This is a genomic window from Pseudogracilibacillus sp. SO30301A, assembly GCF_037072025.1.
Classification (GTDB): Bacteria; Bacillota; Bacilli; order Bacillales; family Amphibacillaceae; genus Pseudogracilibacillus.
In genome coordinates this window covers 274,743-300,397 of the sequence record NZ_JAXHDD010000001.1, presented here as the reverse complement: position 1 = coordinate 300,397, position 25,655 = coordinate 274,743, and the positions used below count along the sequence as shown (strand labels likewise).

Sequence of the window (25,655 nt, the reverse complement as noted above, 5' to 3'; positions counted from 1 at the left end):
TCTATAACTACATAAAACCATTTTTTACTGAGAGGACTGATTAATTATGAAAAAAAGGTATATCCTTCCACTAATTGGTGCAGCAGCAACAGTTGGTGTAAGGTATTTAATAAAAAATAAAAATGAAGATTTAGCTAAAACAACGACTATGAATTCTTATATTCAAGCGGGGATGCCAGATCAATTAGACAGTAGAGATCGGACACAGTTGGAGAATGCAAAAATGGTTTCAGAAGGGTCCCAATACGGGGTTCAGTATTTTAATGAACTAGCAGAGGATGAAATGGAAGAATTATCGAAAAAAATATCAGATTAAAATAAGGTGCTTTACTATTAGCACCTTATTTTTATTCTGGAGTAGATTGATCTCTTTGAATGTCTTCAATTTTTTGTCGTTCATCTTCAGGGACTTTTTGTTTATTTTCATCTTCATCTTGAGGGCGATTTTCGGGTACAGGGAAACTTGGCATATAGCGACTAACAATTTCGGCTACTTCATCTACAACGCCTCTTACTGGATAGCCTTGTTGGATTTTATCACCCATTTCACGAATTCGCTCGGTCATATCGGCATCTGCTACAACTACTGCTGTTTTCCCGTAAGGATCCTTTTGCAAAGCTTCATTTACAGAGTACTTAATTGAACCTACTCGTTGCCTTTCTACAGATTCATCAATATCGATTCCGACAACGGCATATGGTCCTGCAATTATTGCTGCAGCATCTCTTACATCAGGTACTTCCGTTGCAATGGTTGCTAAGCGGGAAGCGATCTCTTGATTGTCAAGATTTAGATTTTCCTCGTAACTAGATTGTTCCACTTGTATCTTATTATTTGTTTGCTCTCTAGGAGGGACAGCGTTATTTTGATTACAACTTGCTAAGATAATCCCTGTAAGTATTAATATGGGAAACAAATAACGATTCATTTTTTAGTCTCCTTTGCCTAAAAGTGCACATCTTTAATAATATTGTTAGTCAAAAAACCCCTTTTATACAAAAAAATTCTTTACTTAATTTAATGAGGATAGAAAGGGTTCGAAGCGGCGTAGTTTCGAGCAGCGGAATTATGCATTTAGCTACATGAGCAAACGTTCCTGCAACATCTTTGGTTAAAACGGCACATCCTTGGTTGAAATCGGCACATCTTTGGTTGAAATCGGCACATCTTTGGCGGAAACGGCACATCTTTTGTGGAAACGGCACATCTTTTGTGGAAACGGCACATCTTTTGTGGAAACGGCACATCTTTGGCGAAATCGGCACATCTTTGGTTAAAACGGCACATCTTTGTCGGAATCGGCACATCTTTTGTTGAAACGGCACATCCTTGGTTGAAATCGGCACATCTTTGGCGGAAACGGCACATCTTTGGCGAAATCGGCACATCTTTGGCGGAAACGGCACATCCTTGGTTGAAATCGGCACATCTTTGGCGAAATCGGCACATCCTTGGTTGAAACGGCACATCTTTGGCGGAAACGGCACATCCTTGGTTGAAATCGGCACATCTTTTGTTGAAACGGCACATCCTTGGTTGAAATCGGCACATCTTTGGCGAAATCGGCACATCCTTGGTTGAAATCGGCACATCTTTGGCGAAATCGGCACATCCTTGGTTGAAATCGGCACATCTTTGGTTGAAATGGCACATCTTTGTCGGGATCGGCACATCTTTTGTGGAAACGGCACATCTTTGGCGAAATCGGCACATCTTTTGTGGAAACGGCACATCCTTGGTTGAAATCGGCACATCTTTGGCGAAATCGGCACATCCTTGGTTGAAATCGGCACATCTTTGTCGGGATCGGCACATCCTTGGTTGAAATCGGCACATCTTTGTCGGGATCGGCACATCTTTGGCGAAATCGTAGTGTTCCATTGTAAAGACAAAAAAACGGGGTAGAAAGAAGAGTGTACGATTCCAACGGTTGGTTTTTAGTACATCGTGGGTCTAATTATGGAAATTGGCAATTAAGCTTACAAAAACAGCCAAAAAAAATCCGAACTTAATTTTAATCTAGTTCGGATTTCAAATTAACTAAAACACTTTTGTCTCAGTCTTTATAAAATAAAGTTATTCGACAATAATTTGATGGATCCCTTTAATAGGGTTATCTTTGTTAGAGCCATCAGCAAAGATTAAGTGTACAGGTCCATCTTCTTTTAAAGGTTTCCCTTCGATTGCGAAAACGAAATATGCTGATTTAAGCTGTTCAACGTCTATTATGACATCATCTTCATTCGTGTTTAAAATTACTCGCTCAGCTCCATCATTGATTTCGGTTGTTTTTATAAAATCTTTAATCGGCATTACGTACGAATTTGTTAAAGCTTTTTCTTTCTCGTATCGATTAATACTTTTATTTACTGGTGGTTTGATTTTTGTTTGCGAATATATTTCTTGATTAAATAATTCAGAAGCTTTTTTTAGTTTATCTTCTTCCTCTGTTTCAGTTCGTTCCTGGAAAGCTTCTTCTAAAATAATTTTTCGATCATCAAAAATCCAAACAGTTGGGTCTAATGTAATTGGAAACTGAACATTTCCCTTAATTTGTACTATCATAATTACACCTCTTTTGTAATGTCTTTCTTTAGAATAACAAAATAAACATGGTTTTTCACTAATAAGGAGCTATTAAAAAATGATATTCAAAAAATACTTGAAATAATCTTTCAGACTAAACCATAATATATTAAGGATAAAAAACTTGTTTTACTATTTGCATTTTGCCGCATATAACGATACTATTATTTTAGAGAGTAATGTCCACATTTATAGATTTACATGTCAAAATGTGATACGGAGGGAAGACATAAATGCCTCAAATAACGATGGATCAGCGTGAAAAGGCGTATGCGCTTTTAAAAGCTGATGCCGATAAAATTCTAAGACTTATCGAAGTTCAAATAGATAACTTAATGACCCCACAATGTCCGTTATATGAAGAAGTTCTCGATACACAAATGTTTGGTCTGTCACGAGAAATAGACTTTGCCGTACGTTTAGCCTTAATTACGGAAGATGAGGGTCGTCAACTGCTTGATAACTTGGAACGGAAATTAAATATACTCCACGAATCTGCGAAAAATACAATCGAGTTTAATAAATAATAATTACTTATTAAAACTTTGCTCTTTTTAATTGGCAAAGTTTTTTTATGTAAAATCCCCTTTTTTTACTCTATAAGAGGATGTTCAAAAAGTTCGGTGAAAATGACACATCGCATTTCTTTGTTGGCTTGCTTTTCCGCTACTCACGCATTTAACTAACATACGTTCCGTTGCCGAGAGCTACGCCACCTCGAACTGCTCGGTCCTTTTCATCCTCCTTTTGAACACGCACTATAAATAATCTATTTCCCATTAAAATGTGAACAAATTGTGAAAAAAACCAAAAACCCTTTGAATTAATCTAATTTTCATGTAACGTTATTACTTAAAATATATAATGCTCTAGCAATTATTAAGAACTTACCATATAATTTAATATGTACAAGATGTACAAGCAGTCTTAAATGCATGAGGTGTTATGAGTGAAAGAGAAACTAAAAGGCTATGACTTTACGTTAATCATAGTTCCACTACTTCTAGCCGGTTTCGGTATTATGATGATTTACAGTGCAAGTATGGTCTCGGCAGTTGTTGAAGGATTAGAAAGTACATATTATTTTTATAAGCAAATTCAATGGTTCATCATTGCATTAATCGGATTTGTTATTTGTTGTTTTTTTCCTTACAAATATTATCAGAAGCTTACAAAGTTAATAATTATTTTTAGTGGGATCTTATTAATTTGTGTACTTTTATTTGGGGAAACAATTAATAATGCGACAAGATCTATTGAAATATTAGGGTTTAATATTCAACCATCTGAATTTGTTAAATTGGCATTAATTGTTTATTTAGCATCTGTTTATTCGAAAAAACAAATGTATATAAAAGATTTTATGCAAGGTGTTTTTCCACCGTTGTTACTTACTTTTTTAATGATTGGTTTAATTGTGATACAACCGGATATTGGAACTGCTTCTATAATATTACTAATTGCTAGTATTGTTATCATTAGTGCAGGTATACGATTGAAGCATATTGCGTTATTACTAGCGATTAGCATAGTCGGTATTATTATAGCTTTACCGAAAATGATTACTGAAACAAGAATATCTCGGATAACTGGAGCGTATCAACCTTTTTTAAATCCCGAAACTGAAGGGTATCACCTAATTCAGTCTTATCTAGCTATAGGCAATGGAGGTCTTAGCGGTGAAGGGTTAGGACAAAGTATTCAAAAACTAGGATATCTATGGGGAGCACATACAGACTTTATTATGGCAGTAATCGCAGAAGAATTAGGTGTTTTTGGAATTGTCATTGTCATTGGATTATTCACCGTACTTACACTAAGAGGGCTATTTATTGCTAAAAAATGTACCGATAGCTTTGGTTCTTTAATGGCAATTGGTATTTCATCTATGGTTGGTATTCAAGCGATCGTCAATCTAGGTGCAATCAGTGGAATATTACCTATTACAGGTGTTACGTTACCGTTTATTAGTTATGGTGGCTCTTCGTTACTCGTTTTAATGATCTCAATGGGGATCTTAAATAATATAGCAAGATCTGTTCATTTAAAAGAACAGGAACCAAAAGTAATTGAAACAGAGGAAATAAATACGTATAAACATAGGAGAGGAAGTACATGGCCAATTTAAGAAAAATTAACAAAGTTTTAGCAGCAAATAGGGGAGAAATTGCAATTCGAATTTTTAGAGCTTGTACTGAGCTTAATATACGTACAGTTGCTATTTATTCCAAAGAAGATTCAAGTGCACTACATCGCTATAAAGCAGATGAATCATATTTAATCGGTGAAGATAAAAGTCCGATTGAAGCTTATTTAGATATTGAAGGGATTATTGAACTAGCGAAAAATGTTGGGGTGGACGCTATCCATCCGGGTTATGGGTTTTTAGCGGAGAATATTCATTTTGCAAGACGATGTGAAGAAGAAGGAATTATTTTTATTGGTCCTACAAGCGAACATTTAGATATGTTCGGGGATAAAGTGAAAGCGAAAACACAAGCTATAAATGCTGGACTTCCGATCATCCCGGGTTCAGAAGGTCCGGTATCATCGATTTCTGAAGTAGAAAAGTTTGCAGAAGAAGCCGGTTATCCTATTATAATTAAAGCCTCTCTTGGTGGGGGAGGACGTGGAATGCGAATTGTTCATCATAAAGGCGAGTTAACAGAAGCTTATGACCGTGCACGTTCTGAAGCAAAATCTGCGTTTGGGAATGATGAAATTTACGTTGAAAAATTTATTGAAAAACCAAAACATATTGAAGTACAAGTTCTAGGAGATGAACAAGGTAATATTGTTCATTTATACGAAAGAGACTGTTCCGTACAAAGAAGACATCAAAAAGTTGTCGAGGTTGCCCCAAGTATATCATTGTCCGCAGAATTAAGAGACCGGATTTGTGATGCTGCCGTACAATTAGCTAGAAATGTTGGCTATATCAATGCTGGAACGGTTGAGTTTTTAGTTACTGGTGATGAATTTTACTTTATCGAAGTAAATCCACGTGTCCAAGTGGAACATACGATAACAGAGATGATAACTGGTGTTGATATTGTCCAATCGCAAATAAAGATCGCAGAAGGACGTACACTTCATGATCAAGTGGTGGGAATACCAAAACAGCAGGATATTCAGACAATCGGATATGCGATTCAATCCCGTGTAACAACAGAAGATCCATTAAATGACTTTATGCCTGATACAGGTCGAATAATGGTCTATCGATCAGGTGGTGGGTTTGGAGTTAGATTAGATGCAGGTAATGGATATCAAGGAGCCGAAATTTCTCCTTACTATGATTCCTTGTTAGTAAAAGTTTCTACTTGGGCATTAACATTTGAACAGGCTGCTCAAAAAATGGTGAGAAACTTAAAAGAATTTCGTATTCGAGGTATTAAAACGAATATACCATTTTTAAAAAATGTTATTTTGCATGAAAAATTTGTTACAGGAAAAAATGATACTAACTTTATTGATGACACGCCAGAACTTTTCGTGTTTCCAAAGCGAAAAGACCGCGGAACGAAATTATTAACGTACATCGGTGAAATGACGATCAATGGTGTTGATGGTGTTCCCAAAAAACAAAAGCCGATTTTTTCTTCCGTACATATTCCACATGTTAACCATCTAGAAGAAATACCAACAGGAACAAAACAATTATTAGATGAACATGGTCCAGAATATATTGCAAACTGGTTAAAAGATCAAGAAAAAGTATTGCTAACGGATACAACTTTTAGAGATGCACATCAATCAATTTTAGCGACTAGAGTAAGAACAAAAGATTTGGAGAATATCGCCGAGCCAACTGCCCGACTATTACCTGAATTATTCTCTGTTGAAATGTGGGGTGGAGCGACATTTGATGTTGCCTATCGTTTCTTAAGAGAAGATCCATGGACAAGACTATTAAATTTAAGAGAAAAAATGCCAAGTATTTTATTCCAAATGTTATTACGAGCAAGTAATGCAGTTGGATATAAAAACTATCCGGATAATGTAATATTTTCATTTGTGGAGGAAAGCGCAAAGGCGGGAATCGATGTTTTCCGAATTTTCGATAGTCTAAACTGGCTAGAAGGAATTAAACCGGCAATCGAAGCGGTTAGAAATAGTGGAAAAATTGCAGAAGCATCTATTTGTTATACAGGAAATATACTCGATAAAGGTCGCGGTAAGTATGATTTAACTTATTATACTAACCTAGCAAAAGATTTGGAAGCTTCTGGAGCGCATATCTTAGGAATAAAGGATATGGCCGGTTTACTAAAACCAGAAGCAGCATATCAATTAGTAACTGAACTGAAAAATTCTTTAGATATTCCGATTCATTTACACACACATGATACAAGTGGAAATGGTATTTATATGTATTCACGTGCTATTGAAGCAGGAGTCGATGTAGTTGATGTAGCAGCCGGATCTATGTCTGGTTCTACTTCACAGCCTAGCGCTCAGTCTTTATATCATGCGCTTGAAGGAACAAAACTCCAGCCAGAAGTAAATATTGATCATTATGAAGAGCTCTCAACGTATTGGGAGGGAATTCGTGAATACTATCAAGATTTTGAAAGTGGAATGAAATATCCTCATACAGAAGTGTATTTTCACGAAATGCCTGGCGGTCAGTACAGTAATTTACAGCAACAAGCAAAAGCTGTTGGCTTAGAGGAGCGCTGGGATGAAGTAAAGAAAATGTTCCGAACGGTAAACGATATATTCGGTGATATCGTAAAGGTAACTCCATCATCTAAAATTGTTGGAGATATGGCGCTATTTATGGTGCAAAACAATTTAACGGTGGAAGATATATATGAGCGTGGAGAATTTATGGACTTCCCTGCATCCGTTATCGAATTTTTCCAAGGGGATATTGGACAACCGTATGGTGGCTTCCCTGACAAATTACAACAAATTATTTTAAAAGGAAGAGAAAAAATTGAAGTCAGACCAGGGCAGCTACTGGAGCCAGTAGATTTTGATAAACTACGAAAAGAACTATATAATAAACTTGGCAGAGAGGTAACAAGTTTCGATGTGGTTGCTTATGCACTTTATCCAGACGTATTTATGAGCTACCATAACTTTACGACCACATATGCAGATGTGTCTGTATTAGATACGCCAACATATTTTTACGGCATGCGTCTTGGTGAACAAATCGAAGTAGAAATAGAACAAGGGAAAACTTTATTCATCAAACTTGTTTCGATCTCGGAACCCCGTTCTGATGGTACTCGTGTGATGTATTTTGAGTTAAATGGTCAATCTCGTGAAATTATAATTAAGGATAAAAGTATTACCTCGCAAGTAGTTGAATTACCAAAAGCGAATAAGGAGAATCCGAAAGAAATTGGTGCAACAATGCCAGGTACTGTTGTAAAAATTCTCTGCACTGAAGGAGATAAAGTAGAAAAAGGTGATTATTTACTAATTACAGAAGCGATGAAAATGGAAACGACTATTCAGGCTCCGTTTAAAGGAGTAATAAAACGAATTAACGTAAATGATGGTGCAGCAATTTCAGTAAATGATTTACTAATTGAGTTTGAATAAAATAGTTAAAATGAGACTTTAACAAAATTTTTAAACATTGTGAAATCCGAGCTTTAATACAAAATTTTCCAAGTGAAATTTGTATTAGTTCGGATTTATCTTTTAACTGCATTTGTAAACTTTATCCATAAACTGTGCAGTAACTTGAGTATTTTCTTTGTAAATATCAAACAAAGTTGCGATGTAAATACCGCTACGGAAATACACTCCGCTTTCCACGGGCGGCTGATGAGCCTACTCGTCGCTTCGCTCCTGCGTAGTCTCACCGAGGCCTTTCCTCCCGTAGGAGTCTCCGTGTATTTCCTTCGCTGTGATGTGCATAGTAACAACTCTGCACCGTTTGATACTACTATTATAATGGTTGATTGGAGCCGGAGGGCAGTCGACTCCTGCGGGAAAAGCACGTGTCTAAAGACCCCGCAGGAAGCGGTTTTCTTCCGAGGAGGGCTGAAGCCGTGCCTAAGGATGCGCGAACTGCCCGGAGGCGGAAATCAACGAAGCTGTTACTAATTTACAAATTTTCACTACTCAACAATTTCCTTCCTACGTATCTTGCATCCTATTGTTAGAATAACATTATTTGTACAGTCGATCTTGTAATCATTCGTCTTTAAATTGTACTGTTTGTTATGTCCGACCATAATTCTCTTTATCCATGAAATGTATTACCAAGTAGCCGAGAATACCCGTGATTTCAATCGTAGGGTGAATCGAGATTCGATTGAAGCATGGCTGAAAAAATGCGAGCGGTAAATTCTTTGTATCGATTTTATACGAAGAGGTAATCTATGAACTGCCAAAAATGAATTCTGTGATTGGCATTGACCTTTGGTATAGTCGTAAAATCATCGAGGTAGATAGGGGATTTCCTTCGAGTTAGATTTGTTCTGAATGCGGGCATAAAGATAGAAAAAAAATCACTCGAGATCAGGGAGTGGACGTGTCCTGTTTGTCGTACTCATCATGACCGTGACATGAATGCAAGTAAAAACATTCTAACCGAAGGTCTAAGATTACATGCATCAGCTTACACTTAAAAAAGAACTGTAGGGACTACGGGATAGCTAGGTAAATAAGAGAAACCGCTGTTTGAAGTGTGAAGCCACTATCAATCAAGTATGCTCTTTTCCCAAGAAACTCGTGACTTTAGTTGCGAGAGGTTCAAAAGGAGTTTTATTTATGGAAATACCTATTTTATATGAAGATAATCATTTATTAATCGTGGAAAAGCCGATAAATGTACCTGTACAAGAAGATCGATCAAAGGATCAAGATTTATTAACGATTTTAAAACAAGATTTAAAAATGAGATATAATAAGCCTGGCAATGTCTATTTAAGTCTCGTGCATCGGTTAGACAGACCTGTTGGTGGTGCAATTATATTAGCTAAAACATCTAAAGCAGCTTCTAGAATGGCCGACATTTTAAGAAAGCGAGAACTGGAAAGGAAATATTTAGCGATTGTTCGTGGAAAAGTAGCTAGCAGGAATGGTACTTTAGAACATTACTTACAAAAAGATAGGAGGAAAAATGAAGTATTAGTAGTACATCCCAACGCTGAAAATGCAAAAAAAGCACTTTTACATTATCGAGTATTAGGACAAAAAGATAAACTGTCCTTAATTGAAGTTAGATTAGTGACCGGAAGATCTCATCAAATAAGAGTTCAATTAAGTGCGATAGGAAATCCGTTGTTTGGGGATCAACTATATGGTAAGCGAATCAATAACGTAGGTCAGCAGATTGCATTATGGGCATATGAATTATCTTTTATACATCCTGTAAAAAAGGAGAGAATAACGGTACAGTCAAATCCGCCTAAGAAATTTCCTTGGAATATTTGGAATAAGCATATAATAAAAAATGAGATTTAGGAGTGATTCACTAAATCTCATTTTTAGCTTCTATACTATAAGAAACTTTATTTTTTACTGGAATATTACTTTCTTGCTGTACACTTCGATAAGAGAGTAGAAGGAAATAACTCAAGTTTCCAAAGTAACAAGTAATAAATAAAGCGTGTAGTAATGCTACCCATAAATTTAACTGAGTAAATATGATAAGTGCTCCTAATATGACTTGTAAAGTAATAAGAGCAAGCGTGATGCTCCATCCCCAATACATAATGCGGTTAGTCCGATAATTTTTATATACTTTAATGAAGAAACGAATCGTCCAGATGAACAAAATACCTGCTAAAAGACGATGCCCCATTTGAACCCATTGGTGAAAGTTGTAATCCCAGAAGGCAAACGGATGACTGTTATTACAGAATGGCCAACTACCACAAACAAGATTTGCATTCACATGTCTTACTAAGGCACCTGTATAGACAACAATGATAGTAAAAATGGACAATAAATAAATTTCAATTCGGTGATTTTTTTTGATAAAGAGTGTATTCGCATCAAGCTTTTTATCAATTTCAAATACTAACAGCATTAATAAGAAAACAGATGCAAACGATATTAACGATATGCCAAAATGAATAGCGAGAACAAAATCAGATTGCCCCCACATAACTGCTGCCGCTCCAATAAGTCCTTGCAAAACAAGAAAGAATAGAGATAAAAATGCTAAAAACTTAACTTCCCTTATATGTCCAATTACTAACCAAGATAAAACTGCCAGTAAAAGAACTGTCACTCCTATAATTGTAGAAACTAACCGGTGGCTATATTCAATGATTAATTCAGGAGTAAGTTCAGAAGGAAAAAGTTGTCCATTACATAGTGGCCAACTACTACCACATCCCATTCCTGATTCTGTTTTTGTAACTAAGGCACCACCTAATAAAATAAATATCATACCGATCGTAGATACTACCGATAGCCATTTAATTAATCTAATCATAAAATAAGCCTCACTTTGTTGTGTATAATGGTATAGTTATGTAACGAATTATTTTATAGTCAATACCAAATAATAAATAATATAAATAACTCTACGTTATCAATCATAGCTGTAGTGCAATAAATAAATCAATTAATTTAAACAGTGTTTTTTAGAATGACACATACTTGTCACAAATTTGTAAAACTTTCATTTAAAAATGTGGTTTTTAGCACCAGATCATTAGAATTCCTTGCAATATGAAATGAAATTTGCTAAAACTAATGATAGAAGTTATTATGTAGTATCGATTTGTACGTGATTTTTTTCTTGATATAATTTTCTTTATATCTATAATGATGAAAGTGTACAATGAGATACTCTGCAATGAATTCATTATATGTCAAATAGGGGAAGCAAGTATAGTGAAAAGTATATGGAGATAACTATCTTTTTATATTCTTTCATTTTCAATTGGGAAGGGAGGCTATCAAGAAATGACTGATGGAGAAGTTACGCCTTCTTCTATAACAATTAACGAGACCGCTGTATTAAATAAAGGAAAACTAAACCTTAAAGATATTAAATCAGTTATTAAAATAGGGATAGTAAATTCCAATTTATTTACAGTTTTTGCAGGTTATTGGCTTGCCCTTTATTTTGCGGATGCGTCGTTTATGGAAAACATCAAATTATTCCTATTAACGATGTTTGGCAGTATATTTGTGTTAATAGGTGCGAGTGTATTGAATAACTGGTATGACGTTGATATAGATCCAGTGATGAGCCGTACAAAAAATCGGCCAACGGTGACAGGGAAAATATCATTAAATAGTGTATTGTTTTTAGGAATTGTTTCTACACTATTGGGACTAATTCTTTTATACTTTACAACCATTACAGCAGCAATAGTTGCATTTATTGGGTGGTTTACATATGTAGTGTTATATACGATATGGTCAAAAAGAAAATATACCCTTAACACCGAAATTGGATGCGTATCCGGAGCAGTACCACCATTAATTGGTTGGTCTGCAGTTAACCCAGAATTATTTCATATCGTACCGATTGTACTATTTGTAATTATGTTTATATGGCAAACGCCTCACTTTCTTGCATTAGCGATGAAAAACTGTAAAGAATATAAAGCAGCTGGAATCCCTATGCTCCCTGTAGTACATGGATTTGAATTTACAAAACGACAAATTGTCGTTTACATTGCATGTTTACTTCCTTTACCTTTTTTCTTAGGTGAATTAGGGATAACATTCCTAATTAGTGCAACAATCTTAAATCTCGCTTGGCTAATAATAGGACTTAGTGGATTCTTCATGAGGAATGTAATGAAGTGGGCTAATATCGTTTTTTTCTATTCATTAGGCTATCTCATCATTATTTTTTCTTCGATGATTATAGTAACTATATAATATAGAATAAAAAAACCAGCCCTATATGAAAATCAATGTAGTATTAAATGAGAAAGAGAGGTATGCATACATGAAAGGTTGGATGGGAAAACTTAGAGCCTTTATTTTATTAGGTTCTTTAGCCTTTGTACTATCAGGATGTGGTAGAGACAATCTGACAGCGCTTGTACCGAAAGGGTATGGAGCACATATTTCAATGCAACTAATAATATTAACAACGGTGGTAATGACGTTTGTATTTTTAGTTGTAATTGTTTTGTATGTAATTGTATTAACGCGTTTTCGTAAGAAAAAGGGAGATCCTGTTATTACTCCTGAACAGGTAGAAGGAAATAAAACGCTCGAAGCCGTTTGGACGATCATTCCGATTATTCTTGTAGTGATCATGGCGGTTCCTACTGTGTTTGCTACGTTTCATTTAGCAGATGATTCAGATGCAGCAGACCATATTAATATTAATGTTACGGGTAATCAATACTGGTGGCATTATGACTATCAAAATGAAGAAATTGCAACGAGCCAAGACTTATATATTCCTGTAAATACTAAAGTTTATATTCATTTAATTACAAATGATGTTCTTCACTCTTTCTGGGTACCTAGTCTTTCAGGAAAACTAGACGCTAACCCGGAAAACGAAAATACATTGTATATTGAAGCTTACGAGGAGGGAGTATATTTTGGAAAATGTGCTGAACTCTGTGGTCCTTCACACTCATTGATGGACTTTAAAATTGTCGTTGTAAGTGAAGAAGAATACGATCAATGGGTTGCAGATATGCAAAACTTTAATTCAGAAGAACTTGATTTAGATCCAGTTGCTCAAGAGGGTAAAGAGCTATTCGAGGAGAAAGCGTGCATAAGTTGTCACGCAACAGATACACAAAACTATTCTGCTGGAAGTGTACCGATCGGTCCAGACCTAACTCAGTTCGGTGACCGTTCAAGATTTGCAGGATTTCTAGATCCAACAAAGGAAAACTTGGTAAAATGGATTCAAAATCCGGAGTCATTAAAACCTGGTAACTTAATGACTGGAGCTTACCCTAAACTTTCAGATGATGAGGCGGATAAGATTGCAGAGTATTTACTGCAGTTAAAACCATCTAGTGTTACTGCTGAAAGTAAGGAAGATCAATCCTAATAACTTTATAAAAGTTTAAAGATTTATCACTATAGGAGGTAGTTAATTTGAGTATTGCAGCTACTGGTAAACGAAGCTTTGGTGCTTTCTTGTGGGACTATCTTACAACGGTAGACCATAAGAAAATTGCTCACTTGTACTTGGCGGGTGGAGGTTTGTTTTTCATATTTGGTGGACTTGAAGCGCTCGTTATTCGTATGCAGTTAATCAAACCAGAAAATGACTTTGTAAGTGCCGGTTTCTACAATGAAATGATTACAATGCACGGTACGACAATGATATTTTTGGCAGGGATGCCCATACTAATAGGGTTGATGAACGCTGCCATGCCGTTACAGATCGGAGCACGAGATGTTGCGTTTCCATTTTTAAACGCACTTAGTTTTTGGTTATTCTTATTTGGAGGATTATTACTACACGTAAGTTTCTTAACTGGTGGAGCACCAGATGCAGGATGGACATCTTACGCATCACTTGCCATGCAGTCACCAGGTCATGGTGTTGACTATTATATATTAGGTCTACAAATTGCCGGTGCCGGTACATTAATGGGAGGTATTAACTTTATTGCTACCATCGTTACAATGAGAGCACCTGGTATGACTTACATGCGTATGCCTTTATTCACGTGGGCAACATTTATTACAAGTGTTTTAATCTTATTTGCGTTCCCACCACTTACTATTAACTTATTCTTATTACTGTTTGATCGTATGTTTGGAACTGCATTCTTTAATGTTGCCTTGGGTGGAAATACGATTATTTACCAGCATATCTTCTGGATATTCGGACACCCCGAAGTTTATATTTTAATATTACCGTTATTCGGTATCTTTAGTGATATATTTGCAACTTTCTCAAGAAAGAGATTGTTTGGATATACAGCAATGGTTTTCGCAACAATGCTAATTGCATTTTTAGGATTTATGGTTTGGGCTCACCACATGTTTACAGTAGGTTTAGGACCGGTTGCTAACTCGATCTTCGCTGTTGGTACAATGGCGATAGCAGTTCCAACAGGTATTAAGATTTTTAACTGGTTGCTCACAATGTGGGGCGGTCAAGTCACCATTAATTCAGCGATGCTTTGGGCACTTGGATTTATTCCAACTTTTACAATTGGTGGAATGACAGGGGTTATGTTAGGATCAAACGTTGCTGACTATCAGTACCATGATACGTACTTTGTTGTTGCACACTTCCACTATGTAATCGTTGGAGGGACTATTTTTGGTATCTTCTGTGGATTACACTACTGGTGGCCAAAAATGTTCGGACGTATTTTGCATGAAGGTATGGGTAAATTTTCGTTTTGGGTATTCTTTATTGGATTCCACTTAACATTCTTTATCCAGCACTTTTTAGGTCTAATGGGAATGCCACGCCGTTACTGGGTATTTTTACATGACCAAGGACTTGAATTGGGTAACTTTATAAGTACGATCGGTGCCTTTTTAATGGGGGTTGGATCAATAGTATTTATTATCAATATTATTTACACAGCAGCCAAAGGTGAAAAAGCAGCTGCTGACCCATGGGATGGACGTACACTTGAATGGTCTGTTTCATCTCCACCTCCGTACTACAATTTTGAACAACTTCCACTTGTTCGTGGACTTGATCCATTATGGATTGAGAAGATGGAAGGAGACGGAAAAATTCCTCCGGGAGAGCCATTAGATGATGTTCATATGCCAAATGGTTCATTCATACCATTCTTAATGGGATTAGGATTCTTCGTTGCAGGAATAGGATTTATATATCAAGTAGACCATAGCTTATGGTATATAGCACTTTACGGTGGTATGGCCTTCTCAATAGGCTGTATGGTTGTTCGATCACTTAAAGATGATTATGGCTACTATATCCCTAAAGAAGAACTTCAAAAGGCATTAGAAGGGGAGGCTAAATAAAAGATGAGTCATAATCATAGCAGCTTATTTCCAGAAGTTATGCCAGCAGAACCAGAAAAAGCTACATTAGAAGGAAAAAATAAATTCTTTGGACAGTGGTTTTTCCTTGGTGGAGAAACAGTATTGTTTGCAACTTTATTTGGGACTTACCTCGCATTGAAAAATTCAACTGCGGGGGGTCCTTCCTCTGATGAACTATTTGGTTTAGGTTTAGTATTTGTAATGACAATGTTGCTATTAACAAGTTCACTTACAAGCGTTTATGCAATGTATCATATGCGTAATAACGATTTTAAAAAGATGTATTTATGGTTAGGAATTACCGGTTTACTCGGTATTGGATTCTTAGCATGTGAAGTCTATGAGTTTGCGCATTACATTACTGATTATGGATTTACTTTCCGTTCTTCTGCTTTTGGATCAGCATTTTATGCGTTAGTTGGATTTCATGGAGGACACGTTTTATTTGGAATTTGTTGGTTAATTACATTGTTGATTCGAAATGCTAAAAGAGGTTTAAACCTTTTTAACGCACCAAAATTTAATACCTTTAGTTTATTCTGGCACTTTATTGATGTCGTCTGGGTATTCATCTTTACAGTAGTTTACTTAATGGGAAAGGTGGGTTAATCGATGACAAACGAGCAAAATACAAATTTAAACCAATCTGAATCGTTTAATAGACAGAAAAACAAAGAAGAAATGCAAAAACAGCTCATTTCCTTCGCTTTAATGATAATCTTTACACTCATCGCTTTTGCTATTGTTGCAACAGGCACTTTACCAAGCATGTATGTAGTGCCTATTATTTTCATCATGGCGATTGTGCAGGCTGGTTTTCAGTTCTATTATTTCATGCATTTGAAAGATAAAGGTCATGCGATGCCTGCCACATTAATTTATGGTGGTGTCTGGGCTGCATTTTTAACGTTAGCAGGATTAATGGTTATAACTTGGTGGTAAACTTTTAAAAAACTGGAGAATTTTCTCCAGTTTTTTTTATTCATTTAATGATATGTAATTGAATTACTATGATAAGATACGTAAACAAAAAATATTATTAAATAGTGAATTATACTTTTATTATTCCAATAACGTTAGTAAATTGTCACATGTGAAGTGTGAAAAATAATCCAGATGCGATATAATATAATAAATGTGGGAATTATTTTTAGTTGGCAGAGATTGTTAAAGAGGTGGATTTTAAAAATGTGGTTAGAGATACAAATATTTGGATTTCGGGCATTATGGAGTCCTTATTTTCTAACATTTATAATAATGTTGGGGTTAGTCTATTTTATTATTACTGGACCAAAACGATCAATATTTGGTGAAGTATCTAAACCTACCATTAATCAACAGTTATTTTTCTATACTGGATTGATTTTACTCTATCTTGTTAAGGGTGCGCCGGTTGATTTATTATCTCATATCATGATGAGTGCACACATGATCCAGATGTCTATTTTGTATTTTGTTGTACCGATTTTCTTTATTCGTGGTTTACCGACATGGTTTATCGAACGATTTATAGAGTTACCAGTTATTAAGCCTCTATTTAGGTTTTTTACACATCCTTTAATCGCTTTAGCTTTATTTAATAGTCTATTTTCATTATATCATTTACCTGCTATCTTTGATTTTTCAAAAGGTTCACCTGTTGCTCACTTTGGAATAACAATAATCTTATTTATTCTATCTTTTTGTATGTGGTGGCCGATTGTAACACCACTTAAGTCTTATAATACACTTAATCCACTAATAAAAATGGGTTATTTACTAGGCAGTATTCTAATTATTTCTATTGCCTGTGCTTTAATGATTTTTTCATCAAAGTCATTATATGCTGCTTATACATCACAAGGAGCTTGGATTCAAGCACTTAGTTTATGTGTGCCAAGTGATGTGTTAATAGGTTTATCTGGAACGTTGTCAGGAGCCGAGATGTTTTCACCTTTAAGTGCTCAAGAAGATCAGCAATTAGGTGGTATAATAATGATGTTTTTACAACAAATAATTTATGGATTTGTTATTGCATGGATCTTTTTTGGTTGGTTTTCCAAAAAGAATATGGGTGTCGATCCAATGCCAGATTCGTTGCCTTATTCAAAGTAAAACGTTCGACACGATAAGAAAGGAATTATTAAATGGAAATTTTGCCTTTTATTAGTACATTATTAATTGCTTTAAGTGCAATTTTAGTAGCAATTGGTTGGAGATTTATTATTAAAGGAGAAAAAGAACAACATAAAAAAACAATGGTTGCAGCTGCAATAAGCGCCTTACTGTTTTTAATCATTTATGTATCGAGAACCATTTTTATTGGTAATACTAGTTTTGGTGGACCCGATAATATTAAAATTTATTATACGATCTTTTTAGTATTCCACATCATTTTGTCGATGACAGGCGCAATCTTTGGTATAGTTACATTACGACTTGCTTTTAAAGGTAATTTCAAAAAACATAAAAAAATTGGTCCAGTTACAAGTATTATATGGTTTTTTACAGCAATTACCGGAATTATGGTATATTTATTCTTATACATTATATATGAGGGTGGAGAAACTACAAGTATGATTCGAGCCATATTAGGGTATTAATTAACTAAATTCGTATGTCGTTGGTTTTCAATAAAAAGCGTTTTAAAAAACTGTCCTAGCATGAGGACAGTTTTTTAAATGATATTAGAATCTTTTACTGTTTAATAATTTTGTAAACAAATAACTACAAATAATGACGTGCTTTTATGGTAAAATTGTGTTAATTTGAAGAGCTTACTTTAAAAAGCTTTCTAACTCTTCATTTACACCAGTGACTATTTTATTTGCACGTTCTATTAAATTCTTAGGGAAGTTTTCGTCTTCACCATATTCGATACCATGTGGGTAGTAGTGCTTACCCAAAAGTGGTGTTTTTAGTTTAATTACTGCGTCCTTTTTATCGACGTCACCTTCGATCGCTTCACCTTGAATACGGATATAGTACGTAACGTTTTTTTCTTGAGAATTAATTTTATAATCATATGTAACGCGTTCATAATCCCAACTTTCACCAAGAATAAAAGCATGCTTACCCATAATATGATTTAAAGGTACGATATCAATTACTTTATTGTCTATTCCTGTGTTTTCTATTTTCATTTTATACACCTCTTGTTTAGTCTCATTATAATAATGATAGTTGAAAAAAACATAACTTGCAATAAAATATATCAACAGTTCAAGATGTTGACGAAATTTGTAACAAAACGAAGGGTTAATAAAACTTATCGTTGGGAATACAATGATGTATGGAGGTTATTATGAGAAAACTATTTATTTTTGTATCAATATTTTTATTACTTATTATTGGAGCTTATTTTATCCTAGATGATGATATTTTATCAAAAGAAATTGCTATTTTTGATACATATGAGGAGCTGCCAAAATTAAAGTCCAATCAAACTACAAAAGAAACGAAACAACTGTTAAAAGGTGATCTGTTTGGTTTCATGAATAAGACAAGCAATGAGATTGAAAAACAACTAGGAGAACCATTTCGGAAGGATTTAACCCCTTATGGTTATACGTGGTGGGTTTATACAGATGAGCAAACAAATTTGATTCAATTTGGTATAGCTGATGAAGATGATACTGTTCAAACGATCTTTGCTACAGGTGAGGGGGTTCAAAGTGATCCTTTTAAAATTGGAGCAGATTATGAAGAAATAGGAGAAAACTTCGAATTCAAAAATAAAGTGACTTATCAACCAGGTCTGACTTTTTATACATTTTTGTTAAATGAGACAGATTTGAAGATGACTCCTCTGGTGAAACTATCTGAGGATACTTTTGTTCAATTATATTTTGATACGTTTACGAACCAACTTTCCTCTATTCGGGTTTTAACAGGAGAAACACTTATAACACAGCGTTTTTATGAAATGGAGTACCGAGGAAACTTACCAGAAGAACCTTACTTATCAGAAGCAGATTGGAAGGAAATTGAACAAGGCATGGAGCAACAAATTTTTGATTTAACGAATATTTATAGGTATCAACACGGTGGATCACCATTAATTAAAGATGAGCAGGTTGCAGAAGTAGCTTATTTGCATAGTAAAGATATGTTTGAAGAAAATTATTTCTCACATTATAGTCAAGATGGCAGTGGTTTAAAAGAACGATTGGAAGAGAAGGAAGTATACTATTTATCTGCTGGTGAAAACATTGCCGCTCAACATACTGATGCACCTGCTGCTGTAGAGGGTTGGCTTAATAGTGAGGGACATAGAGAGGCATTGCTTAATGATGATTATACACATCTTGGCGTAGGAGTTCACCGATACTACTATACACAAAACTTTTTGTTAAAACCATAAGCACGCAGTACAGTTCACTTTATATGTAAAGCGTGGTAAGATAGTGCTATGGGGGTACGAAAAATGATAGCAACTTTAGAGTATATAGATATCCTTGAAAAAACGGAAGGTTTATCAAAAATGATAATAGCCTCTGATATAATGAATGAGTACCAAAATGCTTACGATACATTACAGAATGATAAAGAGGCACAGCAACTAATACGAGCTTTTAATCGTATGAAAGAACATTACGAAGATGTGCAGCGTTTTGGAAGATATCATCCTGATTATAATGAAATAATGAAAAATGTCCGTAGCGCAAAAAGAAAAATGGATATGAATTCTAGTGTCGCTGCGTTTAAGATAGCGGAACGGAATTTACAGAGTTTCTTGGATGAAATCAGTGAACAAATTGCACATAGTGTTAGCGAGCATATTATCGTTCCTAAGGATGGGTTAGCATTGACTGATAGTGGTTGCTCTTCAGGAGGATGCGGCAGCGGTGGTTCTTGTGGGTGTCAAGCATCCTAATACATGTTCTATGAAAAATATTACTTGATTGGGAGTATACAGATGCAAAAGAGTCGACAAGGGATAATCGTGTGGTTCGCACACCGTAGAAATTTGAAGCATATAAAAAAGTACGGGAATGTTATTTATGTATCGAAAAAGATGCGTTATGCGGTTTTATACGTAAACCAAGACGAGATTGACAAAAAGGAAGAAGATTTAATAAAATTACCTTTTATTTCAAAAGTTGATAGATCATATAAACCGTTTCTCAAAACAGATTTTGAAAACGCTCGTCCAGATAAAGCTAAATTATACGATTATAAAATGGGTATTTAACCTTTGTAGAAATTCTACAAAGGTTTTTCTAATTATTGTTCGGTTACTCTTTTAGAGGATGTTCAAAAAGTCCGGTAAAACTGACACTGCGAATTTCTCACGAATGCTTGCTTTTCCGCTCCTTGAAAAAGGAAAGCACTTTTTCTGCGTGCCAGATCTTTGCTCATGTATTTAAAAGCATACATTCCGCTGACGGGAGCTGCGCCGCCTCGAACTTCTTGGTCCTTTTTATCCTCCTTTTTGAACACGCACTTTTAGTTAACCATTGATAATTGTCTATTTCTTTTCTAAAATAGATAATATCTTGTTAGCTTTAGGCGAGGTGTACAAATGCGTGTAATAGCAGGTGAATTTAAAGGTCGACATCTGAAGGCCGTCTCCGGTTCAAACACGAGACCGACAAGTGATAAGGTAAAAGAATCCATCTTTCATATGTTAGGTCCTTTTTTTGAAGGAGGACTTTGTCTTGACTTGTTTGCTGGTAGTGGATCTTTAGGAATTGAAGCGATTAGTAGGGGAATGGACAAGGTTATTTTTATCGAAAAATCCGCTACTGCTATCCGAATTATACATAAAAATGTGGAGCTGCTGAACATAGAGTCCCAATGTGAGATTTATCGTAATGATGCTTATCGAGCACTCCAAATTTTATCGAAAAAAAATCTCCAGTTTGATTTAATTATTCTTGATCCACCGTATGATAAAGGTTTTTATCAAAAAGTAATCGATTACATAGCGGATAATGATCTGTTACAATCAAAAGGAAAAATGTATATAGAACATCGGCCAGAACAAAAAATTTCTCATAACATCGAAACATTTGAACGACTTTCTGAAAAAAAATACAATGAAACGACAAGCATCACGATTTTACAAAAAAAGTCAAGGGGGAAGTAAAATGGAAAAGAAATTAGCAATTTGTCCGGGAAGTTTTGATCCAATTACTAACGGTCATTTGGATATTATCCAAAGGGGAGCAAAAGTTTTTGATGAGGTTATCGTAACTATTTTTAACAATCAATCTAAAACACCACTTTTTTCAGTTGAAGAACGTATTTATCTAATTGAAGAATCAACAAAAGACATCCCTAATGTTACAGTTGATGTCTCAGATGGACTTTTAGTTGATTATGCACGTGAACAGAAAGCCCATGCTGTTTTACGAGGTTTACGAGCTGTTAGTGATTTTGAATTTGAAATGCAAATTACATCGATGAATAAAAGACTTGAACCTGAAATTGATACATTTTTTATGATGACGAATAATCAATATTCATTTTTAAGCTCTAGTATCGTGAAAGAAGTTGCGAAATACCATGGTAATATTAGTGACTTAGTTCCGAAAATTGTGATGGAGGCATTAACTGAAAAATTTAAATAATAGTATTTAGAAAGATTAATTTTTTATTAATCGTTTACCCAATATACATATAGCAAGAAAAGTACTTCCGATTGTTATTAATGGTCCTATATTGGCTAGATGTTCAAGTAGCTGGTAAGAATGGTTACTTTTTTCTATGGCAATTGCGTCTTCAATGATTAATTTATTTTCAAAGTGTGTTTTATATAAGATTATTGTAAATAAACAAGCGATTGTTGCATGGAGAAGCCTTGCAAAAAAATAAGGTAAAAAGCGTATATCTGTTTTTGCAAGAATGCTTGCAACTTGTGCTTGAATAGAAAATCCGTTAAAACCCAAAATAAAACTGATTACTGCAAGCTGCATAACTAACGGGGTGCCTGTTAATTTTGAAATCATCTCAATTCCCATGGTCACTTCAAAGATCCCTGTAATTATAGGTACTGTTATTTCGACAGGAACTTGTAATAGTTGAAGTATAGGATTTATAATTGTTGAGATTAAATCGGTAACATGGATAATATGAAGCAAAGTTGTTATTACAGAAAAAAGCATAATGAAACCACCAACCATTATTAATGTTTGAATGGATGAAATAACTGCATCCCCGAGAACTTGACCAATTGGTCGATCGTCTTTTAATCTTGTATCATGCATTATTCGAAATGCTCTAAGTAATAAGTTTTTATGGGATGTATTTTTTTTCTTTTGCTTGTCTCGTTTTTTACCATAAAATCGCATACAAATTCCTACAATCGTATTACTAACATAATGGCAAACTGCAATTAACAGGCCAAGTTCAGCATTATGCAAAAATCCGACTGCAATCGCACCAAAGATGAATAATGGACTTGATGCATTGGAAAATGATACGAGTCTTTCCGCTTCGATTCGGGAAATTTCTTCTTTTTCCCTTAAAGAAGCGCTTATTTTTGCTCCGGATGGATACCCACTAGCCATTCCAACCATCCAAGCAAAACTGCCAACACCTGGTACATTAAAAATGGGACGCATGATTGGTTCAAAGAGTACACCAACAAATTGCACGATACCGAAACTAATTAATAATTCAGCCATAATAAAAAATGGTAGTAAGGATGGAAATACTACTTCTCCCCATGTGTGAAGTCCTCGAATACTTGCATGAAGGGACTCTTCAGGGTATAGAATTAATGATAAAGTTAATAACAGAGTAGAAAGTGCTAGAAAAATAGTTTTAAGCTGTTGACCCAATGAATTACCTCCTTCGAAATAGGAAGAAAACGCTGGTAAGAGAAATATACTTGTCTTTTCTACTATACGCGAATACTATACTTGTTTATGATATATATTTGTATTAGGCTTTTTTTGAGTTTTAAATAGTGGAAGGTGACGATGATGAGGATTTCAAAAAGAGCGGTAATTTATTCTTTGATGATAAGTTTAATTTTTTTCTTATTAATTACTTACGATCTCCCCTATTATATATATAAACCAGGACATGTAGATAGTTTAGAAAATATAGTGGAAGTTGATAATGGTGTGGAAGCGAAGGGAGACCTACATTTAGTAACTGTAAGTGGAGGACAAGCAACGCCAATTGGGTTTTTACTTGCGAAACTCCGTGCCTTCCATGAGATTATTCCTATTGAAGAAGCAAGGCCAGAAGGGATTTCAGATGAAGAATATATGCGACATCAAATGATGCTGATGGAGAATTCTCAACAATCTTCAACCGTAGTTGCATACCGGGCTGCGGGTGCAGAATATACAATTGAACAAAAAGGTATATATATTGTTGGTGTTGTTGAAAATATGCCTGCAGACGGCATTTTGCAACCAGGCGATAGAATTAACAAAGTCGACGATCAAGAAATGAAAGAAGCAAATGATTTAGTGGAATATGTACTTTTAAAAAAGGCCGGAGAAAAGATCAAACTTGATATCGATAGGGATGGTAAACATATGACCGAATTTATTGAAGTAGTATCATTTCCTGATGACAACGACAAGGTTGGGATAGGCATTCAGTTGGTTACGGAACAGAAAGTAACAGTGGATCCACCAGTACATATTAAAAGCGGTAATATCGGTGGCCCTAGTGCTGGTTTGATGTTTGCACTTGAAATATATAATCAATTAACAGAAGAAGATATTACAAAAGGGTACCACATTGCAGGCACTGGAGAAATTGATTTTGAGGGTAAAGTAATTCGAATCGGTGGAATTGATAAAAAAGTGGTTGCAGCTGATCGAGAAGGGATTGAAATCTTTTTCGCACCAAATGAACAAGGGGAAAAAGATTCCAATTACGAAGTAGCCAGAGAAACAGCAAAAAAAATAAATACATCTATGAAAATTGTTCCAGTCGATACGTTTGACGATGCCCTTAACTTTTTGAAACAGCTTGATCCTAAAGAGCATTAGTCATAAAAAATAGGTAATTTAAATTCTTGAGTTCGTAATTGACTTCTAAATTTGGCGGGAAGAACACTGTAATAAACATGCGTTGCTTTTTCATCTAAATAAAGAAGCTTACGAGTTTGTTTATTTAAATTTGTAATAATTGGCACGTCGATGTTTTTCTTATTGGCATGTAAATAAGCTTGTCCTTTTTTTGACATCCCTAAAAGCCGAATATATGGTATTTTCTCTGTTTGAACAATTGAAGAAATGGCTTTTTTCGTCGTATTTGTTAAGATATGTACAAATATTCGTTGCAAGCGAACTTTTGTATATCGTTTCGTTTTTATTTTTTCTAGCCAGTCATAAAACGAAATTGCTTTTTCAGCTGTTTTTCTAATCCGGTGTTCTAACCCTTCTGTAACACCGTGAATATTACTTAGTTCCTCTTTTGTCATCGTCATTACACGATAATGAAGTAATGGAAAATAATGTTCCCATGAATGCCAAAGAGTAGATTTGTCTATATATGTTTGCAATTGATTCAAGCTTTCAGTAGGCAAGGTTTCGGTTATTTTAGACGATATTCCAGTCTTACTTAACTCTTTACGAATACTAGTTGCACTGGCAATCTCGTTGGTGATTTTTTCGTCATGATAATGGTTATTAATTCGTTTCGTCGTAAGTGGTTTAATTGGAAGATTATTTTCTATAATCGTTTTAACATAACTAAGTCCAAGGATGTTGTTTGGTTGGATCATATCCATACTATTCATTCCAATAGCATAATAAGCTTTACTGCTTGCTTCTGGAAATGCAAAACCTTGTTCTAAGAAGGAGCGCAATGTTTCGTCATAAAGCGATTTGTTTTCCCGTAATTTGGTGACACTATTTATAAAAGGTTCTATCGTGCCGGATTCACTTCCAAAACAAATCGAGGAAACATGCAGTTCATTTAGCGTATACAATGCCCCTTTAGCAAAAAGCGCACTACTTTGAACAGCAAATGGATAGGGTAATTCAATTACCATATCTGCTCCAGCAGAAAGAGCTGCTTTTGTACGGTGAAATTTATCGATGATTGCTGGTTCCCCGCGTTGTAAAAAAGAACCACTCATTATTGCGATAATACAATTTGCATTTGATACTTTTTTGGCTTGTTTTAAATGATACAGATGGCCATTATGAAAGGGATTATATTCAACGATTACACCACATGCTTTCATAAAAACAGCTCCTCATCAGTTATTAACATC

25 protein-coding genes and 1 pseudogene are annotated in these 25,655 nt (G+C 35.0%); 19 read left to right on the top strand and 7 right to left on the bottom strand.

Annotated elements, in window-relative coordinates; all coding sequences use genetic code 11:
- Positions 1–46: 46 nt before the first annotated feature.
- Positions 47–316, top strand: a complete 270-nt coding sequence (locus SPD89_RS01460; RefSeq protein WP_336260167.1) for a hypothetical protein — start codon at positions 47–49, stop codon at positions 314–316.
- A 31-nt stretch (positions 317–347) separates the two neighbouring features.
- Here SPD89_RS01460 and SPD89_RS01455 read toward each other — a convergent pair whose 3' ends face one another.
- From SPD89_RS01455 to SPD89_RS01445, 3 genes are all read right to left on the bottom strand, one after another.
- Positions 348–929 carry a YhcN/YlaJ family sporulation lipoprotein gene (locus SPD89_RS01455; RefSeq protein WP_336260166.1) on the bottom strand — a complete coding sequence of 194 codons (582 nt, stop codon included), beginning with the start codon at positions 927–929 and terminating at the stop codon, positions 348–350.
- Positions 930–978: 49 nt separating this feature from the next.
- A complete protein-coding gene (locus SPD89_RS01450; protein WP_336260165.1) occupies positions 979–1,857 on the bottom strand; it encodes a hypothetical protein in 879 nt (292 codons plus the stop codon).
- A gap of 220 nt (positions 1,858–2,077) precedes the next feature.
- Positions 2,078–2,566 carry a hypothetical protein gene (locus SPD89_RS01445; protein WP_336260164.1) on the bottom strand — a complete coding sequence of 163 codons (489 nt, stop codon included), beginning with the start codon at positions 2,564–2,566 and terminating at the stop codon, positions 2,078–2,080.
- A 254-nt stretch (positions 2,567–2,820) separates the two neighbouring features.
- On the opposite strand from SPD89_RS01445, the gene SPD89_RS01440 reads away from it, so the two are divergent.
- The 5 genes and pseudogenes from SPD89_RS01440 (at position 2,821) to SPD89_RS01420 (ending at position 10,021) form a co-directional block, all read left to right on the top strand.
- Positions 2,821–3,114, top strand: a complete 294-nt coding sequence (locus SPD89_RS01440; protein ID WP_336260163.1) for a YlaN family protein — start codon at positions 2,821–2,823, stop codon at positions 3,112–3,114.
- A 422-nt stretch (positions 3,115–3,536) separates the two neighbouring features.
- The gene (gene ftsW, locus SPD89_RS01435) at positions 3,537–4,715 is read left to right on the top strand and encodes a putative lipid II flippase FtsW (protein WP_336260162.1); all 1,179 of its coding nucleotides are present in this window, start codon (positions 3,537–3,539) and stop codon (positions 4,713–4,715) included.
- Positions 4,703–8,146 carry a pyruvate carboxylase gene (pyc, locus tag SPD89_RS01430; protein WP_336260161.1) on the top strand — a complete coding sequence of 1,148 codons (3,444 nt, stop codon included), beginning with the start codon at positions 4,703–4,705 and terminating at the stop codon, positions 8,144–8,146. The genes ftsW and pyc overlap by 13 nt, the downstream gene beginning before the upstream one ends.
- An 829-nt stretch (positions 8,147–8,975) precedes the next feature.
- Positions 8,976–9,183: pseudogene (locus tag SPD89_RS01425) on the top strand (zinc ribbon domain-containing protein); the annotation flags it as partial.
- A gap of 142 nt (positions 9,184–9,325) precedes the next feature.
- Entirely contained in the window at positions 9,326–10,021 is a 696-nt protein-coding gene (locus SPD89_RS01420; RefSeq protein WP_336260160.1) for an RluA family pseudouridine synthase, read from the top strand.
- 10 nt (positions 10,022–10,031) lie between these two features.
- On the opposite strand, the gene SPD89_RS01415 is transcribed toward SPD89_RS01420, so the two are convergent.
- On the bottom strand, positions 10,032–11,000 hold the full coding sequence (locus SPD89_RS01415; RefSeq protein WP_336260159.1) for a COX15/CtaA family protein: 969 nt from the start codon (positions 10,998–11,000) through the stop codon (positions 10,032–10,034).
- Between the two features lie 476 nt (positions 11,001–11,476).
- Between SPD89_RS01415 and cyoE the strand changes: the two genes are divergently transcribed.
- The 7 genes from cyoE (at position 11,477) to SPD89_RS01380 (ending at position 18,066) form a co-directional block, all read left to right on the top strand.
- A complete protein-coding gene (gene cyoE / locus SPD89_RS01410; protein WP_336260158.1) occupies positions 11,477–12,406 on the top strand; it encodes a heme o synthase in 930 nt (309 codons plus the stop codon).
- A 70-nt stretch (positions 12,407–12,476) separates the two neighbouring features.
- Positions 12,477–13,550, top strand: coding sequence for a cytochrome c oxidase subunit II (gene coxB / locus SPD89_RS01405; protein ID WP_336260157.1), 1,074 nt, complete (start codon positions 12,477–12,479; stop codon positions 13,548–13,550).
- Between the two features lie 47 nt (positions 13,551–13,597).
- Positions 13,598–15,463 carry a cytochrome c oxidase subunit I gene (ctaD, locus tag SPD89_RS01400; protein WP_336260156.1) on the top strand — a complete coding sequence of 622 codons (1,866 nt, stop codon included), beginning with the start codon at positions 13,598–13,600 and terminating at the stop codon, positions 15,461–15,463.
- Between the two features lie 3 nt (positions 15,464–15,466).
- A complete protein-coding gene (locus SPD89_RS01395; RefSeq protein ID WP_336260155.1) occupies positions 15,467–16,093 on the top strand; it encodes a cytochrome (ubi)quinol oxidase subunit III in 627 nt (208 codons plus the stop codon).
- A gap of 3 nt (positions 16,094–16,096) precedes the next feature.
- Positions 16,097–16,426 (top strand): cytochrome c oxidase subunit IVB, encoded by a 330-nt coding sequence (gene ctaF, locus SPD89_RS01390; RefSeq protein WP_336260154.1) that lies wholly within the window; start codon positions 16,097–16,099, stop codon positions 16,424–16,426.
- A gap of 246 nt (positions 16,427–16,672) precedes the next feature.
- On the top strand, positions 16,673–17,578 hold the full coding sequence (gene ctaG, locus SPD89_RS01385) for a cytochrome c oxidase assembly factor CtaG (protein WP_336260153.1): 906 nt from the start codon (positions 16,673–16,675) through the stop codon (positions 17,576–17,578).
- 32 nt (positions 17,579–17,610) lie between these two features.
- A complete protein-coding gene (locus SPD89_RS01380; protein WP_336260152.1) occupies positions 17,611–18,066 on the top strand; it encodes a DUF420 domain-containing protein in 456 nt (151 codons plus the stop codon).
- A gap of 174 nt (positions 18,067–18,240) precedes the next feature.
- Here SPD89_RS01380 and SPD89_RS01375 read toward each other — a convergent pair whose 3' ends face one another.
- Complete coding sequence (locus tag SPD89_RS01375; RefSeq protein WP_336260151.1) at positions 18,241–18,606, bottom strand: YugN family protein; 366 nt, start codon at positions 18,604–18,606, stop codon at positions 18,241–18,243.
- Positions 18,607–18,767: 161 nt separating this feature from the next.
- On the opposite strand from SPD89_RS01375, the gene SPD89_RS01370 reads away from it, so the two are divergent.
- The 5 genes from SPD89_RS01370 (at position 18,768) to coaD (ending at position 22,038) form a co-directional block, all read left to right on the top strand.
- Positions 18,768–19,826, top strand: coding sequence for a CAP domain-containing protein (locus tag SPD89_RS01370; RefSeq protein WP_336260150.1), 1,059 nt, complete (start codon positions 18,768–18,770; stop codon positions 19,824–19,826).
- Positions 19,827–19,889: 63 nt separating this feature from the next.
- Entirely contained in the window at positions 19,890–20,339 is a 450-nt protein-coding gene (locus SPD89_RS01365) for a YlbF family regulator (RefSeq protein WP_336260149.1), read from the top strand.
- A gap of 42 nt (positions 20,340–20,381) precedes the next feature.
- On the top strand, positions 20,382–20,657 hold the full coding sequence (locus SPD89_RS01360) for a YlbG family protein (protein WP_336260148.1): 276 nt from the start codon (positions 20,382–20,384) through the stop codon (positions 20,655–20,657).
- A gap of 330 nt (positions 20,658–20,987) precedes the next feature.
- Positions 20,988–21,554 carry a 16S rRNA (guanine(966)-N(2))-methyltransferase RsmD gene (gene rsmD, locus SPD89_RS01355; RefSeq protein WP_336260147.1) on the top strand — a complete coding sequence of 189 codons (567 nt, stop codon included), beginning with the start codon at positions 20,988–20,990 and terminating at the stop codon, positions 21,552–21,554.
- A gap of 1 nt (position 21,555) precedes the next feature.
- Positions 21,556–22,038 (top strand): pantetheine-phosphate adenylyltransferase, encoded by a 483-nt coding sequence (coaD, locus tag SPD89_RS01350; RefSeq protein ID WP_336260146.1) that lies wholly within the window; start codon positions 21,556–21,558, stop codon positions 22,036–22,038.
- A 15-nt stretch (positions 22,039–22,053) separates the two neighbouring features.
- Here the strand turns inward: coaD and ylbJ are convergent, their stop codons facing one another.
- Positions 22,054–23,250: a sporulation integral membrane protein YlbJ gene (ylbJ, locus tag SPD89_RS01345; protein WP_336260145.1), complete on the bottom strand. Its 1,197-nt coding sequence runs from the start codon at positions 23,248–23,250 to the stop codon at positions 22,054–22,056.
- A 144-nt stretch (positions 23,251–23,394) separates the two neighbouring features.
- Between ylbJ and SPD89_RS01340 the strand changes: the two genes are divergently transcribed.
- Positions 23,395–24,423, top strand: coding sequence for a SepM family pheromone-processing serine protease (locus tag SPD89_RS01340; protein WP_336260144.1), 1,029 nt, complete (start codon positions 23,395–23,397; stop codon positions 24,421–24,423).
- Here the strand turns inward: SPD89_RS01340 and SPD89_RS01335 are convergent.
- Entirely contained in the window at positions 24,420–25,625 is a 1,206-nt protein-coding gene (locus SPD89_RS01335; protein WP_336260143.1) for a nucleotidyltransferase, read from the bottom strand. The genes SPD89_RS01340 and SPD89_RS01335 overlap by 4 nt on opposite strands.
- Between the last annotated feature and the right edge of the window lie 30 nt (positions 25,626–25,655).